This is a genomic window from Maribacter sp. Asnod2-G09 (genome assembly GCF_045063795.1).
In the GTDB taxonomy this organism is placed as follows: domain Bacteria; phylum Bacteroidota; class Bacteroidia; order Flavobacteriales; family Flavobacteriaceae; genus Maribacter.
This window is the reverse complement of record NZ_JBEFOA010000005.1, coordinates 1,309,732-1,333,348: the sequence shown is the minus strand read 5'-3', so window position 1 is coordinate 1,333,348 and position 23,617 is coordinate 1,309,732. Positions and strand designations below refer to the sequence as shown.

At 34.6% G+C, this 23,617-nt stretch carries 16 protein-coding genes; 2 read left to right on the top strand and 14 right to left on the bottom strand.

What is annotated here, in order from left to right; translation table 11 throughout:
* Positions 1 to 73: 73 nt before the first annotated feature.
* The 7 genes from ACJJVT_RS17770 to uvrC all read right to left on the bottom strand — a co-directional run bounded on the left by ACJJVT_RS17770 (position 74) and on the right by uvrC (position 12,024).
* Complete coding sequence (locus tag ACJJVT_RS17770; RefSeq protein WP_405400492.1) at positions 74 to 2,755, bottom strand: TonB-dependent receptor; 2,682 nt, start codon at positions 2,753 to 2,755, stop codon at positions 74 to 76.
* 171 nt (positions 2,756 to 2,926) lie between these two features.
* Positions 2,927 to 4,564, bottom strand: a complete 1,638-nt coding sequence (gene pgi / locus ACJJVT_RS17765) for a glucose-6-phosphate isomerase (RefSeq protein WP_405400490.1) — start codon at positions 4,562 to 4,564, stop codon at positions 2,927 to 2,929.
* Entirely contained in the window at positions 4,551 to 5,846 is a 1,296-nt protein-coding gene (locus ACJJVT_RS17760; protein WP_405400489.1) for a M23 family metallopeptidase, read from the bottom strand. The genes pgi and ACJJVT_RS17760 overlap by 14 nt, the downstream gene beginning before the upstream one ends.
* Complete coding sequence (locus ACJJVT_RS17755) at positions 5,846 to 6,817, bottom strand: tryptophan 2,3-dioxygenase family protein (protein WP_405400487.1); 972 nt, start codon at positions 6,815 to 6,817, stop codon at positions 5,846 to 5,848. The genes ACJJVT_RS17760 and ACJJVT_RS17755 overlap by 1 nt, the downstream gene beginning before the upstream one ends.
* Positions 6,818 to 6,824: 7 nt before the next feature.
* Positions 6,825 to 7,604 (bottom strand): DUF3108 domain-containing protein, encoded by a 780-nt coding sequence (locus ACJJVT_RS17750; protein ID WP_405400486.1) that lies wholly within the window; start codon positions 7,602 to 7,604, stop codon positions 6,825 to 6,827.
* Between the two features lie 357 nt (positions 7,605 to 7,961).
* On the bottom strand, positions 7,962 to 10,253 hold the full coding sequence (locus tag ACJJVT_RS17745; RefSeq protein ID WP_405400485.1) for a patatin-like phospholipase family protein: 2,292 nt from the start codon (positions 10,251 to 10,253) through the stop codon (positions 7,962 to 7,964).
* Entirely contained in the window at positions 10,231 to 12,024 is a 1,794-nt protein-coding gene (uvrC, locus tag ACJJVT_RS17740) for an excinuclease ABC subunit UvrC (RefSeq protein ID WP_405400484.1), read from the bottom strand. Before uvrC ends, ACJJVT_RS17745 begins: the two co-directional genes overlap by 23 nt.
* A 489-nt stretch (positions 12,025 to 12,513) precedes the next feature.
* Between uvrC and ACJJVT_RS17735 the strand changes: the two genes are divergently transcribed.
* Entirely contained in the window at positions 12,514 to 13,083 is a 570-nt protein-coding gene (locus ACJJVT_RS17735) for a 5-formyltetrahydrofolate cyclo-ligase (RefSeq protein ID WP_405400482.1), read from the top strand.
* Here the strand turns inward: ACJJVT_RS17735 and ACJJVT_RS17730 are convergent.
* From ACJJVT_RS17730 to ileS, 4 genes are read right to left on the bottom strand one after another with little or no spacing between them, the layout of a single operon-like run.
* Positions 13,080 to 13,733, bottom strand: a complete 654-nt coding sequence (locus ACJJVT_RS17730; protein ID WP_405400480.1) for a lipoprotein signal peptidase — start codon at positions 13,731 to 13,733, stop codon at positions 13,080 to 13,082. The two genes, ACJJVT_RS17735 and ACJJVT_RS17730, sit on opposite strands and share 4 nt — an antisense overlap.
* Before the next feature lie 33 nt (positions 13,734 to 13,766).
* Positions 13,767 to 14,387, bottom strand: a complete 621-nt coding sequence (locus tag ACJJVT_RS17725) for a hypothetical protein (protein ID WP_405400478.1) — start codon at positions 14,385 to 14,387, stop codon at positions 13,767 to 13,769.
* 39 nt (positions 14,388 to 14,426) lie between these two features.
* Positions 14,427 to 14,810: a TraR/DksA family transcriptional regulator gene (locus tag ACJJVT_RS17720; RefSeq protein WP_405400476.1), complete on the bottom strand. Its 384-nt coding sequence runs from the start codon at positions 14,808 to 14,810 to the stop codon at positions 14,427 to 14,429.
* A gap of 3 nt (positions 14,811 to 14,813) precedes the next feature.
* Positions 14,814 to 18,212, bottom strand: coding sequence for an isoleucine--tRNA ligase (gene ileS / locus ACJJVT_RS17715; RefSeq protein ID WP_405400475.1), 3,399 nt, complete (start codon positions 18,210 to 18,212; stop codon positions 14,814 to 14,816).
* Between the two features lie 187 nt (positions 18,213 to 18,399).
* On the opposite strand from ileS, the gene ACJJVT_RS17710 reads away from it, so the two are divergent.
* Positions 18,400 to 18,849, top strand: a complete 450-nt coding sequence (locus ACJJVT_RS17710; protein ID WP_405400473.1) for a hypothetical protein — start codon at positions 18,400 to 18,402, stop codon at positions 18,847 to 18,849.
* Positions 18,850 to 18,906: 57 nt separating this feature from the next.
* Here ACJJVT_RS17710 and ACJJVT_RS17705 read toward each other — a convergent pair whose 3' ends face one another.
* The 3 genes from ACJJVT_RS17705 to gdhA form a co-directional block, all read right to left on the bottom strand.
* Positions 18,907 to 21,318, bottom strand: coding sequence for a TonB-dependent receptor plug domain-containing protein (locus tag ACJJVT_RS17705; protein ID WP_405400471.1), 2,412 nt, complete (start codon positions 21,316 to 21,318; stop codon positions 18,907 to 18,909).
* A complete protein-coding gene (gene recO, locus ACJJVT_RS17700) occupies positions 21,311 to 22,039 on the bottom strand; it encodes a DNA repair protein RecO (protein WP_299321438.1) in 729 nt (242 codons plus the stop codon). The genes ACJJVT_RS17705 and recO overlap by 8 nt, the downstream gene beginning before the upstream one ends.
* Before the next feature lie 120 nt (positions 22,040 to 22,159).
* Entirely contained in the window at positions 22,160 to 23,503 is a 1,344-nt protein-coding gene (gdhA, locus tag ACJJVT_RS17695; protein ID WP_405400470.1) for an NADP-specific glutamate dehydrogenase, read from the bottom strand.
* Positions 23,504 to 23,617 lie beyond the last annotated feature (114 nt).

Sequence of the window (23,617 nt, the reverse complement as noted above, 5' to 3'; positions counted from 1 at the left end):
AAATGTACTGAATTTTGAGCATAAAAAAACCCTGACTTTACAGTCAGGGTTTTTATTTATTTAAATTCTTTTACTAGAATTCGTAACGTAAAGTAACGTTCCAAGTTCTACCCCAACCAAAGTAACCTTGGTTAGACACAGCAATACCTTTGTATAATTCATCACCAGCTTCTGCAAAATTAGCAGTAGTCAATGTTGAAAGATACTCAGTATCAAGAAGGTTATTAATGTTACCTCTTATTTTCAATTGCTTTAATTTATCAGCTCCTAATGGAACTCTAAAAGTAATACCAGCATCTAATAAGTTGTAAGAAGGTAATTTTAAATTTTCTTTAACCGCACCTACATCAGAATATAAGTTGTCATAATATCTCCAATCAGAATCGATAGAGAATTTTTGGTTGATTTTATAAGCAAAACCTATACCACCAGATAATTGTGCAGCACCACCAACTTTACCACCGTCGTAATCAACGGTTTCAAAGCTAAGTATATTTCGATCCTCATCAGCAACTTGCGTAGTAGCCTCACCTTTATACTCCCAGTTACCTACAGAAAACTGACCATTAATAGATAAATCTGCAATAGGTTTAAGTTTGAAATCTACTTCAACCCCAGAGTGTAATTGCTCCGTACCAAAATTAGTTGTAAACTGAAGTACATCATCAACAATGTTAGAACTAGATACAACTCTATCGTTCCAAGAAGTTCTGTATAAGTTAACATTAGCAGAGAACATTGAACTCTTGAAACCATAACCAGCTTCTAAACCAAAAATCTTTTCGTTTTCAGTTAACGGGTTTACTTGGTTTGTAAAGTTTAAGTAAATATTATCGTGGTAAGGCTGACGATTGTAGTAACCAGTGTTTACATAAAATGCGTGAGCTTCAGAAACTTTATAGCTTAAACCTGCTTTAGCGTTGTAACCTAAGTTATCTACTTTTTCAGAATCTGTACCAGGAGTAATACCAGCTGGTATAGGCTCATCTGTACCTTGACTAGAAGTACCATCAATTAATGCTTGATCAGCATATTGGAAGTAATCAAATCTTTGGTGATTTTGGTTAGAAACCGAACCTTGGAAAAATGCAGACATATTATCTGTAGCATACTCTAATTGAGTAAACAAACCACCGTAAGAAATACGCTCGTCATTACTATATGCAATTTTTTGCTCTTCTGGATAAGAATCAAAAGCAGCTGCCCAACCAGAAGGTCTAAAGCTTTCTGTTGCCAATACATTCTTATAAGTACCAAAAGTACCGTATCTCTCGTGATTATTGTTTTGATCTCTTAAACGAACTGTTTCTGCCCAAGAATTAAGACCATGAAAATCAGAAACAACTCTAAAGTGTTTACCGTAGTATGTTCTTAAATCGAAACCTACATTCCAAGAAAGTTCATCTGTAATCTTAGTTTCAAAGTTTGTAATTAAACCATACCAGCTATGTAAGTTCATAGAAGAACGAGTAACATAACCACCACCAGCTGTAAAGTAACCACCAGCTCCGTTTTCAATTTCACCATTAGCTGCATAAATAGCATCATAATCTATACGACCTTCTGCAGTTCTAATTCTGTTACCACGGTCACCCGTACCACCACCGTTACCCCAAGAGGCATATAATACAGTAGAAAGGTTAGACTTATCGCTAATAGTAAAATCCCAGTTTAAGTTAGCAACAGGTTTATGGTAAAAGTTTCTTCTTTCTGTTTTGTACACACCGTTGTATGTACCCCAGTTGTTATTGTAACGTAAACCGTACTGCTGATAGTCAGCTATAGATTTTGTAAAGTTTTGATCATGAAATTGTGGTGCACCAGTAAGTAATAAGTTGAAACCGTGCTTTTCATTTGGTCTAAAACCAGCAGAAATAAAGTAAGTTTGACCTTCACCGAAGTTACCTTCGTTATAACCATCTCCTTGCCAGTGTGAAAGCATAACACTTAAACCCCAACCTTTTTCAGAAACACCAGTATTATAACCTGCAGATGTTTTAATATAGTTATCATTTGCAACCGTTGCATAACCAAAACCACCTTCATTCATTTCAGTTGCTTTAGTAACGAAGTTAACCGTACCACCAACAGAAGAAATTGCCAATTTAGAAGAACCTAAACCACGTTGAATTTGAACTCCACTTGCAATATCATTTAAACCAGACCAGTTAGACCAGTACATTTTACCGTCTTCCATACCGTTAATTGGCTGACCGTTTAAAAGAAATGCCGTGTTATCTTGCTCGAAACCACGAACCCTCATATCAGAATCACCAAAACCACCAGCTTGACCAGATACATAAACAGATGGCGTATTCACCAATGTCATCGTAATATCTTGCGTACCTATTTTCTCCTGAATAATTTCAACAGGAATAGATGATACAGCTATTGGTGTTTGTCTATCGCTAGCAAGGTCAATAATACCTCTACCAACTACAACAACACCTTCTAATTCTTCAGCATTAGGCTCTAAAACTACAGAACCAATACTGCCAGAAGCAGTAAAAGCAATTTGCTTTGAATTAAAACCAATGTAAGAAACTACTAAAGTTCCAGATGCAGAACTTGTGTTAATTGTAAAATTACCATCAAAATCAGTTGATGTTCCATTTGTTGTTCCTTTTACCATTACTGTAGCACCTGGCAACGGAGTGTTGGTATCGCCATCTAAAACAGTACCAGTAATTGGTCCTTGTGAAAAAGCAGTTACGGTCATTAAAAATGCCGCTAATGCAAAATACATTTTTTTCATTTTCTTCGAGTATTTGTTAGTTTTTTAACTTGCTGCAAAAGTCATTTATTTTTAAACCTCCAACGTTAAGAGAACGTTAAATCAGCAAGACAAAAATACCTAAAAACCAAACACGATTTAAGTGAAAATGAAATAGTTATCCATTTAATAGGAAGTTTATGGTATTAGAAATTATTTCTTAAAATATTGCAAAAGTCTTAATGTAGAGCTATCGTGATCAGAAATATCTGAATTGTTAATATCATTAAGAATAGTACCAGCAAGCTGTTTTCCTAACTCTACACCCCATTGATCATAACTAAATATGTTCCAAATCACTCCTTGAACAAAAATCTTATGCTCATATAAAGCAATTAAAGAGCCTAAACTTTTTGGAGTCAGCTTATTCATTAAAATAGTATTGGTAGGTTTATTACCTGCAAATACCTTGAACGGAGCTAACTTATCGATTTCTGCTTCCGATAAATCTTTAGTCTTTAATTCAACAATTACTTCTTCTTTAGTTTTACCATTCATTAAAGCTTCGGTCTGTGCAAAATAATTTGCCATCAATTTATTATGATGATCCTTATCGCCATGTAAAGAATGCTTGAAACCAATAAAGTCTGTAGGTATTAATTTAGTACCCTGGTGTATTAACTGAAAAAATGCATGTTGCGAATTTGTACCTGGTTCTCCCCAAATAATAGTTCCTGTTTCGTAACCAACTTTATTGCCAGCTCTATCTACACTTTTACCATTACTTTCCATTATACCCTGTTGTAGGTAGGCAGAAAATCTACTTAAATATTGTGCATAAGGAATGATGGCCTCTGTCTCTGCACCATAAAAGTTATTATACCAAACACTTATTAGTGCCATAACAACCGGAATGTTCTCTGAAAATTCAGTTTCCTTAAAATGCACATCGGTTTCATTCGCACCTTGTAACATGGCATCAAAGTTATCGTAACCAACTGCCAAGGCGATTGTTAAACCTACAGCACTCCATAATGAGAATCTACCACCAACCCAGTCCCACATCGGGAATACATTCGCGGCATCAATACCGAATTCAGCAATTTTCTCGCTATTAGTTGATACCGCAGCAAAGTGCTTTGCAATATCTTCTTGCGTACCATGCTTTAAAAACCACTTCTTAATAGTCGTCGCGTTACTCAATGTCTCTTGTGTTGTAAAAGTTTTAGAAACTACAACGAACAAGGTTGTCTCTGGATCTAATGTTTTTAAGATTTCATGAACATGATCACCATCTACATTACTAACGAAATGTATTGATAATTGATTCTTATAAAATTCTAAAGCTTCGGTTACCATTGCCGGACCCAAATCTGAACCACCAATACCTATATTTACTACATCGGTAAATGCCTTTCCGGTATATCCTTTTAGCTCGCCATTAATTACAGAGTTCGTGTATTCTTTAATATGCTCTTTTACCTCATATATCTCTGGCATTACATTTTCACCATCAACTAAAACAACATCGTCTTTTTTTGCACGAAGCGCTGTATGTAAAACAGCTCTGCCTTCTGTTTCGTTGATTAGATCGCCACCAAAATAATCTTTTATAGCTCCTTTTAAATTTACCTCATCAGCCAATTCAAGCAACATCTGCATTGTATCTTCTGATATTCTATTCTTTGAATAGTCAAAAAGAAAGTCATTCCACTGTAACGTGAATCTTTCAGCTCTCTTTGCATCCGAAGAAAACAAACTTCTTAGGTGCGTACCTTTTGTTTCTTCGTAATGAGCCGTTAATTTCTTCCAAATATCAGTTTGCTGTGGGTTTATTTTATTTAGTGCCATTTTCTTGATTAAGTGTTAGTAAATCCTCGTCTTCTTCTATTAAAACTTTAGGATAGATTATACAATCTAATTGTTCTTTATATGTTGCGATATACGCGAAATATTCTTCTTTTAAAGTATCGTGTAAAGGTTCTGCTTGCGGTAGCTCTTCTTGCAATGGATCCACTTGTTTTCCATTTTTCCAAAAGCGATAACACACATGCGGTCCACCAGTATTACCTGTCATACCGATCCATCCAATTACATCTCCTTGACGCACAAACTCACCCTTCTTTACCTTTTGGGCTTTCATGTGCAAATATTGAGTAGAATAGGTGCCATTATGTCTGATCTTAACATATTTACCATTACCGCCTCTTCTCGTAGACTCTACAACCGTACCATCTGCTGTAGCCATAATTGGCGTACCTATTGGTGCCGCATAATCTGTACCCTTATGTGGTCGTAATTTATAACCGTAGTATTTTATTCTTCTTTTAAGATTATACCTAGAAGATAACCTACCATACTCAACTGGCATTCTTAAAAACGTTCTTCTTAGATTATTTGCATTTTCATCGAAGTAATCGACCAGACTTCTTAACGAGTCGTTTTCATAAGCAAAGGCATATATAGGTTTACCATTATGCTCAAAATACGCCGCTTCGATAGGTTCTGCACCTGCATATACCGTATCGTTTATAAACTTTTCATTATAGATAATCTTGAATTTATCGTTCTTTTGTAATCTAGAAAAATCAATTGTCCATGCATATACATTTGCCAAGTTATGGGTAACATTATAGTCCACACCTTGCTCTAATATCGCTTCTGACAAACTAGATTCTATTACACCCGAAACTTCTCGTTGAACAAATTTAACCTTGTTCTTATCTCTATAGACATTTACACTATCGCGCAAATCTACAACTGTGTAGTTGATTGGATCGTTCTCATAAATAAATACCTGAGCTTGTGCCGTAGTATCTTTAGATTGTAAAATGGTGTACGGCTTACCCACGCGAATTTTACGAACATCAAAACTATCTTTGAAGTTCTCTGAAATAGCCAGAACCTTCGGATAGTCTACTTTATTCTTCTGCATTAATTCGCCAAAACTATCGCCATATTTAATAGTATCTAACTTAACATTAAATTCGTCTAAATTAAAACCAAATCTCTCATTGACTTCTGGCACTTCAACAACCTCAACATTTTGAGCTACATCTTTCTTCTCATTATCGGCGTCTTTGCATGATGCAATGACTGTTAATGCCAATAATATTCCCCAATACTTCTGCATTATTCTACTCTTGATTTATCTGGATTCAGCATATGGTCTACCCACTGCTTACCCCAATTATTTAATTCATGTTCAGTGTATAATTCTGGAAAAAACACAATTTTCTGAAAACTAGGCGGCAAGTATTCTTTCCAATTTGTACCTCCTGTAGCTTCTATATCACCAGTCTCCTTTCTTAGATACCTATGAGCTGAACCCATGTGCATCAATTGCCAATTTATATTAGCGTTTACATCTAGCGTCTTCAAAGAATCTACCAAAGTTATATCTTCTCTCTGCTCTTTGGGTAAACTTAAGTATTTATGATATATTGTGGCATTCTCTACCTGTTTTGCTATTCTTATAAGCCTAGGCGTATAACGGTACTCGAACTGTTTTAAGGTTAAGGTTTTTTCGCCTGTATCTTTATCTGTAGCACCTTTTTTCCAATAGATATGTTCATATAATTCTTCTATGGTAGATTCTGAAGAAAATTGAGCTCTTTCAGAAACATGTACTAAATTTTCTAACGGTGTGGCATATAGTTCAATCATTCTAAACTGGGCGGACTGAAAACCACTAGCTGGTAGTAAAGCCATACGATATTGCAAAAACTGTTCGCGCTCCATACCCTTTATCATTACACTAAATGACGATATAAGCACTTTGTAATAGCTATTAACTCTTCTAACCTTTTCTATAAAAAAATCTAAGCTGTTACTTTTATCATCTACCAATTGTTTTTGCTCGTGCAAAATCAATTTAAAATAGAGTTCGGTAATTTGATGATACATGATGAAAATCTCTTCATCGGGAAAATGTGTTCTTGGAACTTGTAGACTTAATAAGGTATCTAGATGAATATAGTCCCAATAGGTAAGATAACGTTGGTGCAATAACCCATCTAAATAAGCGCTAAGATCTTGCCCTGAATCTTTATATTTTTCTTCTAGCTTAGAGATTTGGGATTTGATCTTCTCTTTATCTTCCATTTGGGGTCTAATCCATTATAATTTTAAACTGATGCTTAAGACCATTATACCCATCTATATCTGCTTTTATAGCACCTACCGCTAAATCTGCTTTAATTCTTATAGGAATTCGATTGTCATCGTTCGAGACCCATAATGATAAACTTTCTTGCTCTTTAAATACACGCCCCGATTGTACCAAGGGTCTAAATTTTAAGCATTCGACTTTACCATATTTTGTATTTACAACTTCAACACCTAAATATTTAAGTTTAAAGTCGAAAATACCGTCATCGTCATAAAGCATTTTCAGGGTAATCGCTTTTCCTACTTCAAGGTCTTCTGTTTTATAGTTGTTCCTTAAAAAATAAAAAGCGGATATTAAATCCTGTATATTGTTCTCTAATGTAAAATTAAGCTTTTTCTTGTTTTTCTTATCATTAAGTTCTGCTTTAGATGTATTATGATCAAAGTTTATCTCTACATCTTTCTTATAACCACCTTCATTAATTTTACGAACGAACCTATATGGTTTGCCATCTTGTTTATCAAAATAGCTTTCATAAGTATCGTCTACCTTAAAAAACCAACTTGCAACACCCGTTGTTTCTCCATGCCCAACTACATGATAAACAGATTTATCTTCTATAGTCGCTGAATTTACCTGCAGCGTCGCATAACTTGCGTTTAAAAAACCATAATGCATTCTAAACTTCAACCACTCGCCTGTCTTAAAGGCCGACTGAGAACTTTGACCTTGGACACCAAAATATGTTAAGATAAGGGCGAATAAAAATAGTTTTTTCATAGTCCGTATTTTAATGTAAAAATAGTCATAGATAATTCTCTATCACTTTCATTACAATATCTTAAACAAAATTTATTCCAAAGTATTGTTGTATAAAAAAAGCCCAGCTTAAAAACTGGGCTTTTCCTAAATAACCAACCAAACTTTAAATTATGAAAAACCACTACTTAAAGTTGTAAGGGAACCACCCCTTAGCTGATGTAAATTTAAGGCACATTATTCTACCCACAGTACGGTTTAACTTACTTTAATGATAACCTTAACAATTATTCACACTTCTAATTAATAATTGGGAAACTATTAAGAACCTAAAGACGATTTTGAGCTTTTACAAGCTAATTCTAAAGCTAATAATCTTTAGAACCAGTAGCCTATACTTACAAAAAATTGAGACTTATCTATTTCTGGTGTCCACGAGTACATTAGGTTCACCGGACCCAGAAATGACTCTAGACCATACCCTACTCCATAACCCGAATATGTTGGCGCCTTAAACCAATCTCCTGTTCTAAAAAGATCATCGTCTACGTTAGCAAAATTTGCACTGAACAATAGATGGTTCTTTTGGGCAAACTCATAATCTAACCTAGCATACGCTTTTACAAAACTGTTACCTGGCAAACTAATAAAGTCATACCCAACGAACGGCACAAAATTATTTATAAAATCTGTACCATAACCACCAAGAAGAAAATCAAAAGTGGTTACCCCAGAAGTTCCCAGTTTAAATCCGCCTTCTGTTTCTACATTAATAGATAGCCTATTTACTAAAGGCATTGCCATACCCAAGCGCGCTTTCGAAATAGAAAAATCTTTAAAATTATCATTGAAATCTGACGACAACACATAATAATGCATATCACCATTAAAATACAACCCTCTAGACGGAAAATATTTATCGTCGTACGTGTCTAATTTCAATGTCCCAAAAGCACTTATATAATTACTTCTCTCAAAATATGTTCTACCATTACTAGATGTAGTACCCGGCGTTGTAATACCGGGAGTATCACCAAATGTTCTAGTACTGTACTGCAGATGCTTATACTCACCACCGATAGTAAACGCAAACTCTTCTTTAACTACCGTTTGTATATACACCTGGTTTGTAAAGTCAGAAACATTTAAATTAATTCTATTAAGTGTTGTACCTGTACCTACTTCAAAATTATCCTCTATTAAATCGAAATTAATTTCTTGCTCAAAATCATTGAATCTAGAGTTGATTCCAAAACTCCAATAGGTACCTTTATCTACATAATACTCAAAATTATACCTAATATTATCACCTAGTATAAAATCAAAAGAAGCTACATCGTCTTTTGACAATATTCTTTTTTTGGTAATATTTATAAGTGCCGCACTTTTATATAAATCATCGAAATGCGCACCTAACCGCAAAAAAGAGGTGTTTTTAGTTTCATCTAACGGCAGTATTAAGTCTTCTCCACCGTTCATATTATCCAATAACTTATACTTAATAGTTCTAAAATTGCCAGTAGCAGACAAATTACTTATACCCTGCTGCAACTTTTTAAAATTAGTAGGCTCGTCAAGATTAAATCTCAACTTACCTTTTACATAACCTCTAGTATGATCGGTATCACCATCTATTAATAACCTATTAATAGTTAATTGTTCATCTGCCTCTATTACAGAAATTGAATTTTTAGTTTTTTTATACCCTGTCGCCAGTTCTTGAAGTTCTTCTATTTTTAAATTTGCCGCATCTTCACCGGTTTTAACTATTTCACCTAATCTATTAAAATCTATTACAGAGTACTGTTCTATATTTGGTTTTATATAAATATCAGTCTTTTTAGACTTGATTTTCATATCTGCCACAGTACGGTAATTGTTTATTTGCAATAGAATTTCAGTTGCAGACAACAAGGCTTCCCTATCAGACAAATCGTGTTGAACATCTACACCGATAATAATATCAGCGCCCATTGCTCGAACTTCATCTATTGGATAATTATTAACCACACCACCATCTATTAATACTTTGTCATTAATAACAGTTGGTTCAAAAAGAGATGGCAAGGTTCCACTAGCTAAAATAGCCTCTGGCAAGTAGCCTGAATTTAAAATTACCTGTTTACCTGTTTCAATATCGGTCGCAATACACACAAAAGGCGTAGGCAACTTATTAAAATCATCAATATCTTTTACATGATACAGAAGCCTAACAAATTCATTATAAATATTCTGACCTCCAGAAATTGCCGGAGGCACGGTAACTTTAAAATTCTTAAACGGTAATGTTAACGCATAACGTTCTGAATCGTCTTTTTCATAGAAAGTTTTAGCACTTCTAGGTAAATTATCTTGAATTAGCGACCCAATGTTGGTTGCTTTAAAAATAGAATCTAATTCGTTTGCAGTATAACCCGCTGCATACATAGCCCCAACAATGGCACCCATACTCGAACCACCAATGTAATCGATTTCAACACCTGCTTCTTCAATAATTTTTAAAGCACCTATATGCGCCATGCCTTTTGCACCACCACCACTTAGCACTAAACCTATTTTAGGTTTTTTCTTTTCCTCTATATTTTGAGCAACCAAAGAACCGATACTCAATAAAAGTACCGACAACACCATTGGTATTCTACCTAAACTATTCTTTACGAAAAGATTCATATATCTTTTTTGCTTTTGAAGCCCCTACTTCTTCTGTTAGAATTTCTACAGAGGCTTCTTTAATGCGTTTTACCGATTTAAATTTCTTCAATAATTGTTGTGCCGTTTTTTCACCAACACCATCTATACCTTCCAATTCAGAATTTATAGCTCCTTTACTTCTTTTATTTCTATGAAATGTAATACCAAATCTATGGGCTTCATTTCGTAAATATTGAATGATTTTAAGACTTTCAGATTTCTTATCTAAATACAAAGGTATGGGGTCTTCAGGAAAGTAAATCTCCTCTAAACGTTTTGCAATACCAATAATAGCAATTTTACCACGCAACCCTAAAATATCTAAACTTTTTAATGCAGATGATAATTGACCCTTACCTCCATCAATGACAATTAACTGAGGTAATGGCTGCATTTCTTCTTGCAATCTTTTATACCTACGGTACACTACTTCTTCCATAGAAGCAAAATCATCAGGACCAGTTACTGTCTTTATATTATAATGTCTGTATTCTTTTTTTGATGGCTTTCCGTCTCTAAACACAACACATGCCGCTACAGGATTACTACCTTGTATATTACTATTATCAAAACACTCTATATGCCTTGGCTCTGCAGATAATCTTATATCTTTTTTCATCTGCGCCATAATTCTATTGGTATGGCGATCAGGATCAATGATCTTAATTTGATTAAAGCGTTCTTGTCTAAAGAATTTGGCATTACGCTCAGACAAATCTAGAATTCGCTTTTTATCGCCCAATTTCGGAACTGTCACTTTTATCCCCGGCGATACCGCTATATCAAAAGGTACGTAAAGTTCTTTTGAATCAGATTTAAATCGATCTCTAATTTCAACTATAGCCAATTCTAGCAAATCTTCATCTTTCTCTTCAAGCTTCTTCTTGATCTCCATCGTATGAGACCTTATTATTGACCCATGCGCCAATTGTAGAAAATTTACATAAGCGAAAGCATTGTCTGAAATTATACTGAATACATCTACATTACTGATTTTAGGGTTTACAATTGTCGTTTTTACCTGATAATTCTCTAAAACATCTATCTTATCTTTTATCTCTTGTGCTTCTTCAAACTTCATTTCTTCTGCCAGGGCTTTCATCTGACTTTTAAAATAAGTGATCGATGATTTAAAATTACCTTTTACAATTTCGCGTATATCATCTATTTGGCGATCATACTCTGTTATAGATTGATACCCTTCACACGGGCCTTTACAATTGCCTAAATGATATTCTAAACACACTTTATATTTGCCGGCATTAATTTTCTCTGCTGACAAATCGTAATTACAGGTTCTTAACGGATAAACACTTTTAATCAAATCTAAAAGCACCCGCACCGTTTTCATACTGGTATACGGACCAAAATATTCCGAGCCATCTTTTATCACTCTTCTGGTCGGAAAAAATCTTGGAAATCGTTCATTCTTTAGACAAAGCCAAGGGTACGACTTATCATCTTTTAATAAAACATTATACCGAGGTCTTAATTCTTTAATTAAATTATTCTCTAGCAAAAGCGCATCTGACTCTGTCGGCACTACAATATGTTTAATAGACCGAATCTTTTTGACTAAAACTCGGGTTTTACCATATTCATGATTCTTATTGAAGTAAGATGAAACTCGTTTCTTTAAATTCTTTGCCTTACCTACATATAATATACTGTCATTACTATCGTAAAACTGATATACTCCCGGACCGGTAGGTAACGCACTTAGCTGTATGTTTATGGGAATTTCTGTCATAATTTGATACCACTAATTTAGTCTATAAAACTGATTTCGTATTACACCATCTGAGTAAATTCTAATTACAAATCTTTTTAAGTGATTATGAATATGATATTTAATAGACCTATATTTTTTCATCTCAATAATATTACATTACTCATATTATCGTATTAATAATTTGAAAAAATATACATATATTTAAATCTTTGATTTTCAGACAATTAATTGTTTCCATGTAACGTTATATGAATGAAACTGTTAATTTTTTTATAAAAAAGTGCATTTCAACGATAAAAAAGTGCCGTTTAAAGAGCTTGTATTAATTATTTTACCTATTTTTAACACAACAACAACAATTATTGGTTCATTTACAATACAAATATTATGGATAGTTATATCATCACTTTAGGAACTTACCTTATTTTAATGTTATTTTTCAAGGTATTTTTTGCTGTTGCAGGTAAAGAATAAATTTAAATATCAATATGTTAAAATCACTTCACAATGCTGAAGAAAGATTTACGCATAAAATATTCAAGATTACGTAGTTCCCTAACACCCTCTCAATTATCTTTTCAAAGTATAGCGATTGCGAATTCAGTTTTGCAATTGCCAATATGGAGTAATTCATATTTTCACATTTTTTTACCGATAGAACAAAAAGCTGAGATAAATACAGAAGGTATTATCTCAATACTTCTAGGTTTGGATAAAAATATCATTGTTCCGAAAATTAAATCTTCTACCGAATTAGAACATTTTCTACTTACCGACAACACAAAATTTACTACCAATAACCTAAATATACCTGAACCAGTAGACAGTATTACTATTGAACCCAAAAAAATAGATGTTGTTTTTATTCCCCTCTTAGCTTTTGATAAGACAGGAAATAGAATAGGATATGGAAAAGGATATTATGACCGTTTTCTAAGTGATTGTAAAGAAGATGTTATTAAAATTGGATTATCATTTTTTGAGGCAGAAAACTCAATAGATGATGTTGACATTACTGATATACCTCTAGACTATTGCGTAACGCCTAATAAAACCTATTCTTTTAAAACGTCTTAATCTTGTAGGTTTTCTACTTCTTGTACCGGCGTCTCTTCTTCTTTATTAAAAGCCCTTTTATTAAATACCAGTAATATACCCACACCAGTACTTATTGCAGTATCAGCTATATTAAAAACTGGTTCAAAGAATCTAAAATTTTGTCCGCCTACCATTGGCATCCACGTTGGCCAAGTAGAATCTACCATTGGAAAGTATAACATATCTACTACCTTACCATAAAATAACTTACCATAGGGTTCATCAGAAAACAAGGTTGCTACTTCATTATAACTTTCATTAAAAATAGCCCCATAAAAAACGGAGTCTAAAATATTGCCTAGTGCCCCAGCAAAAATTAATGAAACTGCCCAAATTAAAGTGTTCGACGCTTTTTTCTTAATGACATCAAAAAGCCAATATCCAATACCGAAGATGGCAAATAGTCGAAATACCGTTAAAACTAATTTTCCGATATTATCTGAAATAGGTAATACGTCGCTTAATTTTGCACCCCAAGCAGCTCCTTCATTTTCTATAAATAGTATTTTAAACCAAGTAAATACCTCAACAGACTCACCCAAAACAAAATGGGTCTTTATATAAATCTTACTCCATTGATCAATAATTAATATCAATAGAATAAACAGTACAGATTTTTTAATGTTCATGGGCTTTCATCAATGAGCGCAAAAATATAAATATTATTCGGTTTTAGTGAGATCTATATTTCCCGTAACAGTTTCTAATGTAAAAGTAGAATTTCCTTTTGGAATGAGATTCGTAGAAACCCCTCCATACTTACTTGTAGCGCTTATCGCAGCCGCTGCAGAAAAGACCTTAATATTACCACTTTGAGATTTTATTTCAGCTTCTGCCTCTATATTATTCAACACGCATATACCGTCTGATAATGAAACATGCAATTTATCATAATCCCCTTCCAATTCTACCCGAGTATTGGTACCATAGATTTCTAGATTTTTATAAGAAGGAATTTTTAATTTCAATGAAATTGAAACTACTTTATGAGCACTTAGTTTATCATTAGGATTTTCGAAATTCGGAGTAAAGCCTGTTTCAACAAAAAGAGTAGCGCCATTAGTTGAGACTTCTAAATCTAGGTCTTGACTATATTCACCCTCCATTTCTGCTACAATACTAATTTCATTGCTCTTACCTGTTTGCACTTCTACAATAAAGCAGTTCGTAGCATCAACTTGAATTAAACTAATATCATCTGCTAAAACATTTTCATACATTTTCTTTTGGGCACTAAGCCCAATAGAAAACAAAAGCATGAAATACAAGAGGGAAACTTTCAAAATAATAGCTATTAAAAAACGCCCCTAAAGGCGTTTTAATTATGATTGCATATTTTTAGCTTCAATACTTAATGTAGCATGTGGCACAAGTTTTAACCGCTCTTTATTGATTAATTTACCTGTTACACGACATATACCAAAAGTCTTGTTCTCTATACGTAACATCGCATTCTTAAGGTCTCGAATAAACTTTTCTTGTCGAATAGCCAATTGCGTATTCGCTTCTTTGCTCATCGTTTCTGAACCTTCTTCAAAAGCTTTAAAGGTAGGCGACGTATCATCGGTACCATTATTACCATCGTTCATGTAAGCACTTTTCAAGAGATCTAAATGGCTTTTTGCCTTTTCTATCTTCTCTTCTATCAATACTTTGAATTCTGCCAAATCTTTGTCAGAATACCTTACTTTTAAATCTTCTGCCATCTTTTAATGTTTTTCAATAAACAATTTAGTGTTCACCTCGTCAAAAGCAATTTCTACGCCTTTGTCCAATTTTTCTACAAAATTTAATTCGGCCGTTAAAGTCTCTGTTTTAATATACTCTACATTATCTTTTACAGCAACTTCTACAAAACCGTCTTTTAATACTTCGATTGCAATTTTATCTGTAACCTCATAACCAGAATCTTTTCTAATATTCTGAATTCTGTTGACCAACTCTCTTGCAATTCCTTCATTTCTCAACTCTTCATTAATTGTCACATCTAAGGCAACAGTTAATTTACCAGAGGTCGCTACCATCCAACCTTCAATATCTTGAGAAGAGATTTCTACATCTTGTAACTGTAAAGTAATACTTTTATTTTCTAATTGGATTGTTAATTCGCCATCCTGCTCAATTTTTTGGATATCATTCTGATCAAAACCGTTGACAACTTGAGCAATTTGCTTCATCTCTTTACCGAATTTTGGACCTAAAGTCTTGAAATTAGGCTTGATACGTTTTACCAATATTCCAGATGCATCATCTAACAGTTGAATTTCCTTAACGTTAACTTCAGATTTTATTAATTCTGACACTGCTTCAATTTCTTCCCTATCCTTATTATCAAGTACAGGAATCATTATTTTTTGCAATGGCTGACGCACTTTTATTTTCTCTTTCTGGCGGATTGATAATACTAAAGAAGAAATTATTTGCGCTTTCTGCATTTTAACTTCTAAGCTTTTATCAATAAGTGACTCATCTGCAATTGGGAAATCTGCCAAATGCACACTTTCAAAACCATCTTTTACCGTAGCCTTATTTAAATCTAAATACAATTGATCCATAAAAAATGGTGCAATTGGTGCTGATAATTTTGCAACAATATCTAAACATGTATATAAAGTTTGGTATGCCGCGATTTTATCTGTTGCATATTCTCCTTTCCAGAAACGTCTTCTACACAAACGCACATACCAGTTACTCAGGTTCTCTTGAACAAAATCTGATATAGCTCTTGCTGCACGTGTTGGTTCATACTCATCGTATGCCGTATCTACAGTTTTAATCAATGAATTTAATTCTGACAAAATCCAACGATCTATCTCTGTACGTTCTACCATAGGTACATCTGCTTCTGCATAAGTGAACTTATCTAAATTAGCATACAAGCTAAAAAAGGAATAGGTATTATATATAGTGCCAAAGAACTTACGTTTTACCTCAGCGATGCCTTCTGTATCGAACTTCAGGTTATCCCAAGGGTTGGCATTACTGATCATATACCATCTTGTAGCATCTGCGCCATGCTCGTTCATAGTCTCAAAAGGATCAACGGCATTGCCTAATCGCTTAGACATTTTCTTACCTTCTTTATCTAAAACGAGTCCGTTAGAAACCACATTTTTATACGCAACTGAATCGAATACCATCGTTGCAATTGCATGCAAGGTATAGAACCAACCTCTAGTTTGATCCACACCTTCTGCTATAAAATCTGCAGGAAATGTTTTCCCTTCATCTATCAATTCTTTATTCTCGAATGGGTAATGCCACTGTGCATAAGGCATTGAACCACTATCGAACCAAACATCGATTAGATCACTCTCACGCTTCATTGGTTTACCTGATGCAGATACCAATGTAATTTGATCAACTATGTTCTTATGTAAATCTATTTTATCGTAGTTCGCGTCAGACATATCATTAACAACGAAGTCTGCATAGATATCTTTTTCTAATACTCCCGCTTCAACTGCTTTGGTCATTTCTGACTTTAGCTCAGCTACAGAACCAATGATAATTTCTTCTTTACCATCTTCTGTTCTCCAGATAGGTAATGGAATACCCCAATAACGAGATCTAGAAAGATTCCAATCATTTGCATTTGCCAACCAATTACCAAATCTACCTTCGCCTGTTGCTTTTGGTTTCCAGTTTATGGTTTGGTTCAACTCAAACATTCTTTCTTTTACATCGGTTACTTTAATGAACCAAGAATCTAACGGGTAATATAATATAGGCTTATCGGTACGCCAGCAGTTTGGGTAACTGTGCACATACTTTTCTACCTTAAAGGCTTTATTTTCTTCTTTTAATTTAATGGCAATTTCAACATCTATAGAACGTTCTGGCGCTTCACCATCTTCATAATATTCGTTCTTAACATACTTACCACCCAACTCTTTTAACTCTGGTCTAAACCTACCTTGCAAGTCAACTAAAGGAACCAAGTTTGCATTTTCATCTAACACTAACATTGGTGGTATTTCGGGTACTGCCTGCTTTGCTACAAGGGCATCATCTGCACCAAAAGTAGGTGCTGTATGTACGATACCAGTACCATCTTCAGTAGTTACAAAATCACCAGCAATTATTCTAAACGCATTTTCTGCATTTTCATATGGCAACACATAATCCATTAACTGTTCATAACGAACACCTAGTAAATCTTTACCTTTAAACTCTTTTACTACGTAAAAAGGAATTTTCTTATCACCAGATTTATACTCTAAAAGTTCTGATTTCTCTGATACTTCTTTGAACTTCCGCGAGAATTGTTTCCCTACCAAATTTTTGGCAAGAACCACGTTCATTGGCTCAAAAGTGTATTGATTGTAAGATTCAACTAATACGTAATCAATTTTAGAACCTACAGTCAATGCCGTATTCGAAGGCAATGTCCAAGGGGTGGTCGTCCAAGCTAAAAAGTAAACTGTGCCTTCATTCTGTAAGAAATCTGGCAATGTTTCTTCGACAGCTTTAAACTGAGCGGTTACCGTAGTATCAGTCACATCTTGGTAGGTACCTGGTTGATTTAGCTCATGAGAGCTCAATCCTGTTCCTGCCTTAGGTGAATACGGCTGTATTGTATACCCCTTATATATTAAATCTTTTGAGTATATCTGTTTTAACAACCACCATACCGTCTCCATGTATTTGGATTTGTATGTGATGTACGGATCTTCCATATCTACCCAATACCCAACTTGCTTGGTCATTGAATTCCAAACATCGGTATATCTCATTACCGCTTTTTTACAAGCAGCATTATACTCTTCTACAGAAATTTTAACTCCGATATCTTCTTTCGTAATACCCAGTTCTTTCTCAACACCTAATTCAATAGGAAGACCATGAGTGTCCCAGCCAGCTTTACGCTTTACTTGAAAACCTTTCATGGTTTTATACCTTGGGAAGATATCTTTAATGGTTCTAGCCATTACATGATGAATACCCGGCATACCGTTTGCTGATGGCGGACCTTCATAGAATACATAACTATCTTTACCCTCGCGAGTAGATATACTTTTTTCAAAAATGGCATTCTTTGACCAGTAGTCAAGTATTTCTTCTGCGACCTTTGGTAAATTCAATCCTTGATATTCTGTGAACTTCATACAAAATGCTTATAGTACTGGGTTTAAAAGGCTGCAAAATTATAAAATTTTGATCAAAAAGGAGTGTATTGAGTGTACTGAAATACCTATAAACCATGTATTAATGGATTTATTTGGGTCTAAAACATCCAAAAGTTAAATTTCTACGTATATTACCACGAACAATTAACCATTTAAGTTTACACAAATGAAAAAAGTAATTTTAGGATCATTAGCAATTTTAGCACTTAGTTTATCTGTTTCTTGTAGAGATGCAGCTGATAAAGCTAAAGCAGCAACAGATGAAGCAGGTGCTGCATTAGAAAATGCTGGTGACGATTTAAAAGAAGCTGGCGAAGGTGCAATGGATGCTGCCAAAGAAGCAGGTCAAGAAGGTATGGACGCTGCTAAAGAAGCTGGCGAAGGCGCAATGGATGCTGCTGGTGATGCTGCTGACTCAGTAAAAGAAGCTGGTCAAGAAGGTATCGACGCTGCTAAAAAAGCTGGTGAAGATACTATGGATGCTGCTAAGAAAGCTGGTCAAGATGGTATAGATGCTGCTAAAGAAGCAGGTAATGACGTAAAAGATGCTGCTAATAGTGCGGCTGACAAAGCAGCTCAAAAAGCTGAAGATGTAAAAAAGGCGGTTAAACACTAACAATATCCTTTTTTTTATAAGTTAAAAAGACCCGCTAATACCGGGTCTTTTTTTTATTTAAAAATGATAGCCTACACCAAGAATTACATTTATACCTGGTGCAACTATACCTGAAGAATATGTTCTATACCGCTGATCCGTTAAATTCTCTAAACTAGCGGTCATCTTAAAATTATTGGTAACATCATATTGTGAACGAAAGTTTAAGGTATACCAAGATGGAGAAAACGGATTACCGTTTTCATCTACTGCATAAATATATTCCTTAGCCTTTTCCGATACCGCTAAGTCTTCGTTCGCTATCTCTCCATTATAATTCAAGAACAAATCTGTTCGTAGTCTTTGATTTTTCCATACAACGTGAAAGTCACCAAAAGTAGGTGCTGCATGACGTGCGGGAGTTTCAGAACCATCGTCTTCCTCTTCTACACCTTCTGTAAATGTCAAGTTAGATGATAACGACCATTGCTCGGTCAAATAGGCTTCTAACCCAAATTCAAAGCCATAAACATAGGCTTTTGCTGCATTTTGAATTGCCTGCACATTACTTAATTCCCCACCATATTCAATTTCAGAAACGCCATTGTAACTAAAATCTCTTCGAACCAAAGCGTCTACTAAATAGGTGTAATATGCTGCACCCTTTAATATGATTTTATCATTTATATTTCGCTGAATACCTATTTCAGCATTATACGCATACTCAGGCTCTAAATCAGGATTTGGCACGACCACCGATCCTGGTTCAGAATCAAATATTTTACCAACATCATCTATATTCGGAGCTCTAAAACCTGTAGATCCATTCAATGTAACCTGTAGATTCGCTCTGGGGAACCAACTAAAACCTATACTACCCGTTAATGCTCCTGTACTTAAATCTGCTGTCTCAAACGGAAAATCATAAAAAGTATCATCAAATACAGCATCTACCCATACATGACTATATCGTAAACCAGACATAATCGTGAAATTAGGTTTGGCTTTGTATTCTCCATTTACATACCCAGCCAAACTTTGCCAAGTAGAAGCATCTGGGTAGCGCGATGCAGCATCGGTTTTTTCGTCAGTATTAATATTTAAATCAAAACCGTTTGACCTCACCTTATTATAGATATACTCGGTACCATAATACAACCTAAAATCGCCAATCTTCTTATTCTCAAGGTCAATATTAAAGTTTACCGCATCCACTTTTTCTTTGGTTGTATTTCTTATCGCATCTTGAAAATCTCTATTAATTCTACTTTCCTCAAAATGCTGATATGCCAAACCTAATTTTAAACCATCATATACTTTACCATTTCCTTTTTTCTGAACTTGAGCATTTCCCATAAACCACTTCTGCGGACCGTAATACCATTCTGCTGAACGCAAGCCTAAACCATCACTTGCGGGTCTAATTAAACGGTCATATCTAGAATAATTAGATGTTTCGGTATAATAGGCTCCTAAGTTTAAATCCCATTTAGTATTAGGTTTAAACAGAAATTTTTGCATGAAATTTATTTGATCATATCCTGTTGGTACTTGTTTTTTTGGCGAATCATTTTCTACCAATTCATCAATACCATTTACAGTTTTTACGTATGTATTTCTTAAATAAGAATCTGGACCGTGAGAACCCATTCTTAAATCTTGAAAATTATTATACGTTATACTTGTAAGTGAAGACCATGTTTTTTTACCTAGGTTAATATCTGCATGTACGGTGTTCTCCATATTCGCCGATGCAAATCTATAATTGGCATTACCGTGCACCAAAAGACTATCGTTCTCAGATAATATTGGTTTTTTAGTGTAAAAATTCATTACCCCGCCGATTGCATCGCTACCATATATAACCGAACCCGGACCGAAAATAACCTCTGTATTCTTGATAGTGAAGGGATCAACAGATATTACATTTTGCACATTACCACCTCTAAATATTGCGTTGTTCATTCTAACGCCATCAACAGATAGTAGCAATCTATTTGTGGCAAACCCACGGATCATAGGGCTACCACCACCCATTTGGCTTTTTTGGACGAATACCTGACCACTATTTTGGAGTAAATCGGCAGCTGTTTGCGGCGCAGTAAACGCAATCGACCTTGCATCTAAAGAAATTATTCTATTGGGTATGTCTCTTTTTTGCTGCTCCCATTTAGAAACGGACATTACCACTTCATCTAATTGCTGAGCCTTCATAATCAAATAAGCACTATTACCTTGTCTTTGCAATTGCAGCTTCGTGGTTTTAAATTCTTGATAACCAATATGCTTTAGTGTGATGCGTTCTTTACTTGTAAATACAGAAGCATCAAAAACCCCATCGAAGTTCGATAGCGCAATCTTAGATTTATCTTTATTGTATACGGCCACATTGGAAATCTCTTCACCACTATCGGCATCTAGCACGATAATTTCTTGAGCATTACCAAAACAACAACATAAAAAAAGTGCTATAAATAGGTACTTATACATATGTATTAAAAACATCATTTAAAACGGCAAGCGACTTTGGTTTTCTAAATCCTTGTAAATGCAATTCAAAATAAAGGATTAAAGATTTCAGTAATTCTTGGCGATTATTTTTCTTCATCTTCACGGTATGCATTGCATCAAAATTTGTGCCCAATAAGGTCTTGAAATAATAAATATTCTCTCCTCTTAACATTGGATTCAATGATTCAACGGCAGCAAACTCCCCTTCTAACAAATCGAAATAGGGCTTATCTATCTGATATACATCTGGATAAAAGCCTAAAAATCGTGTCAATGACAACATAAAATAGAGATGAAAATTAGCCACATCTTTATGCATATCCAACCATTGTAACGATGCTTCTAAAAACTGGAACAAATCTTCATTTTTCTCTTCTTCTCGTATGCTATTGCCCAATAACTCTGCTAAAAACAAGGTCATGGCATTTTTAGCCATGTCTGCATATAAAGTTTGATAGTGATAAAAAACCTTCGCTTCTTTGAGGGTCTCTAATGTGCCTTTGTTCTTGTGGTTTGCAACAATTTCTAATTGTGTTAAAGGCTGAAAATAAGCGGTTTTTAATTTTCCTTTCTTTGAAGATAGCACCCCTCGCAATAAATATGACTTAATTCCGTCTGATGCTGTAAAGGCTTTGACAATAAGACTTGTATCGCCATATTTAAGTGCAGAAAATATTATAGCCTTTGTGGTCACCTGCATATTTGAACATCTATTTCAACAAAGATAGTTGATTGAAGCTTGGTGACAACCTTACATAAAAAAATGCGAGACCCTAAAATAGAGTCTCGCATTATATGTTTATTTTGGTAAACTTAAGTTCTAGATAACACCCTGTGCTAACATAGCATCGGCTACCTTAACGAAACCAGCAATGTTGGCTCCTTTTACATAGTTACAGAAACCACTCTCATCTTTACCATATTCGATACAAGAATCGTGAATGTCTTCCATAATATCTTTTAAACGCTCATCAACCTCTTCACGTGTCCAGCTAATTCTTAATGAATTCTGAGACATTTCTAGACCTGACGTTGCAACACCACCTGCATTTGAAGCTTTACCTGGTGCAAACAATATTTTTGCGTTATTGAATTCATGAACAGCATCTGTATCACAAGGCATGTTAGCACCTTCTGCAACACACATACATCCATTTTTCAATAGATTTTTAGCATCTTGTTGATCTAGCTCATTTTGGGTAGCACATGGTAATGCAATATCACATTTTACTTCCCAAGGTGTTTTTCCTTTATGAAATTCAGCAGAAGCATATTTATCTGCATACTCAGAAATACGACCTCTTCTATTATTCTTAAGATCCATTACAAAAGCAAGCTTCTCATCATTGATGCCGTCTTTGTCATAAATATATCCGCTAGAATCTGAAAGTGTTACCACTTTAGCTCCTAATAAAATTGCTTTTTCAGCTGCATACTGAGCAACATTTCCTGATCCAGAAATTACTACTGTTTTGCCTTCAAAAGTTTCGTTTTTTGTCTTCAACATACTTTGTGCAAAATACACAGTACCGTAACCTGTAGCTTCTGGTCTAATTTTAGAACCACCCCAAGAAAGACCTTTACCTGTTAATACACCGGTAAACTCGTTACGTATCTTTTTGTACATACCAAAAAGGAAACCTATTTCACGAGCACCAACGCCAATATCACCAGCAGGTACATCTGTATTAGGACCAATATGTCTATTCAATTCTAACATAAAGGCATGGCAAAAGCGCATTACCTCATCATCAGATTTTCCTTTTGGATCAAAATCAGAACCACCTTTACCACCACCCATTGGCAATGTTGTAAGACTGTTCTTGAATACTTGCTCAAAAGCCAAGAATTTTAAGATACTCGCATTTACAGTTGGGTGAAAACGCAAACCACCTTTATAAGGACCTATTGCCGAGTTCATTTGTATTCTATACCCACGGTTTACATGAATTTCACCATCATCATCAACCCATGCCACTCTAAAAGAAATTAAACGCTCTGGCTCAACCATTCTTAAAAGAATGTTTTTACCATTATATATGTCCTGATTTGCAATATATGGTATAACAGTTTCTGCAACTTCTTGCACCGCTTGAATGAATTCTGGTTCGTGACCATTTCTGGCGATAACCTCGTCCATAAATGCTTTTATTTTATTCTCCATAAAGCTATTTAAACTTATTTAAATTATTGATTTCAAAATATAACGTCAAAATTATGCTATTTGTGTAATTCGATAGCTTATTTTTTTAAAAATCGATAAAAATTGTTGTTTTGA

Excerpts from the sequence above, each read along its gene's own strand:
- ACJJVT_RS17735 (WP_405400482.1), top strand. The coding sequence starts at position 12,514 with ATGCTGAAGAAAGATTTACGCATAAAATATTCAAGATTACGTAGTTCC.
- ACJJVT_RS17705 (WP_405400471.1), bottom strand. The coding sequence starts at position 21,318 with ATGTATAAGTACCTATTTATAGCACTTTTTTTATGTTGTTGTTTTGGT.
- pgi (WP_405400490.1), bottom strand. The coding sequence starts at position 4,564 with ATGGCACTAAATAAAATAAACCCACAGCAAACTGATATTTGGAAGAAA.
- ACJJVT_RS17745 (WP_405400485.1), bottom strand. The coding sequence starts at position 10,253 with ATGAATCTTTTCGTAAAGAATAGTTTAGGTAGAATACCAATGGTGTTG.
- ACJJVT_RS17750 (WP_405400486.1), bottom strand. The coding sequence starts at position 7,604 with ATGAAAAAACTATTTTTATTCGCCCTTATCTTAACATATTTTGGTGTC.
- ACJJVT_RS17770 (WP_405400492.1), bottom strand. The coding sequence starts at position 2,755 with ATGAAAAAAATGTATTTTGCATTAGCGGCATTTTTAATGACCGTAACT.
- ACJJVT_RS17755 (WP_405400487.1), bottom strand. The coding sequence starts at position 6,817 with ATGGAAGATAAAGAGAAGATCAAATCCCAAATCTCTAAGCTAGAAGAA.
- ileS (WP_405400475.1), bottom strand. The coding sequence starts at position 18,212 with ATGAAGTTCACAGAATATCAAGGATTGAATTTACCAAAGGTCGCAGAA.
- ACJJVT_RS17760 (WP_405400489.1), bottom strand. The coding sequence starts at position 5,846 with ATGCAGAAGTATTGGGGAATATTATTGGCATTAACAGTCATTGCATCA.
- ACJJVT_RS17710 (WP_405400473.1), top strand. The coding sequence starts at position 18,400 with ATGAAAAAAGTAATTTTAGGATCATTAGCAATTTTAGCACTTAGTTTA.
- recO (WP_299321438.1), bottom strand. The coding sequence starts at position 22,039 with ATGCAGGTGACCACAAAGGCTATAATATTTTCTGCACTTAAATATGGC.
- ACJJVT_RS17720 (WP_405400476.1), bottom strand. The coding sequence starts at position 14,810 with ATGGCAGAAGATTTAAAAGTAAGGTATTCTGACAAAGATTTGGCAGAA.
- ACJJVT_RS17730 (WP_405400480.1), bottom strand. The coding sequence starts at position 13,733 with ATGAACATTAAAAAATCTGTACTGTTTATTCTATTGATATTAATTATT.
- uvrC (WP_405400484.1), bottom strand. The coding sequence starts at position 12,024 with ATGACAGAAATTCCCATAAACATACAGCTAAGTGCGTTACCTACCGGT.
- gdhA (WP_405400470.1), bottom strand. The coding sequence starts at position 23,503 with ATGGAGAATAAAATAAAAGCATTTATGGACGAGGTTATCGCCAGAAAT.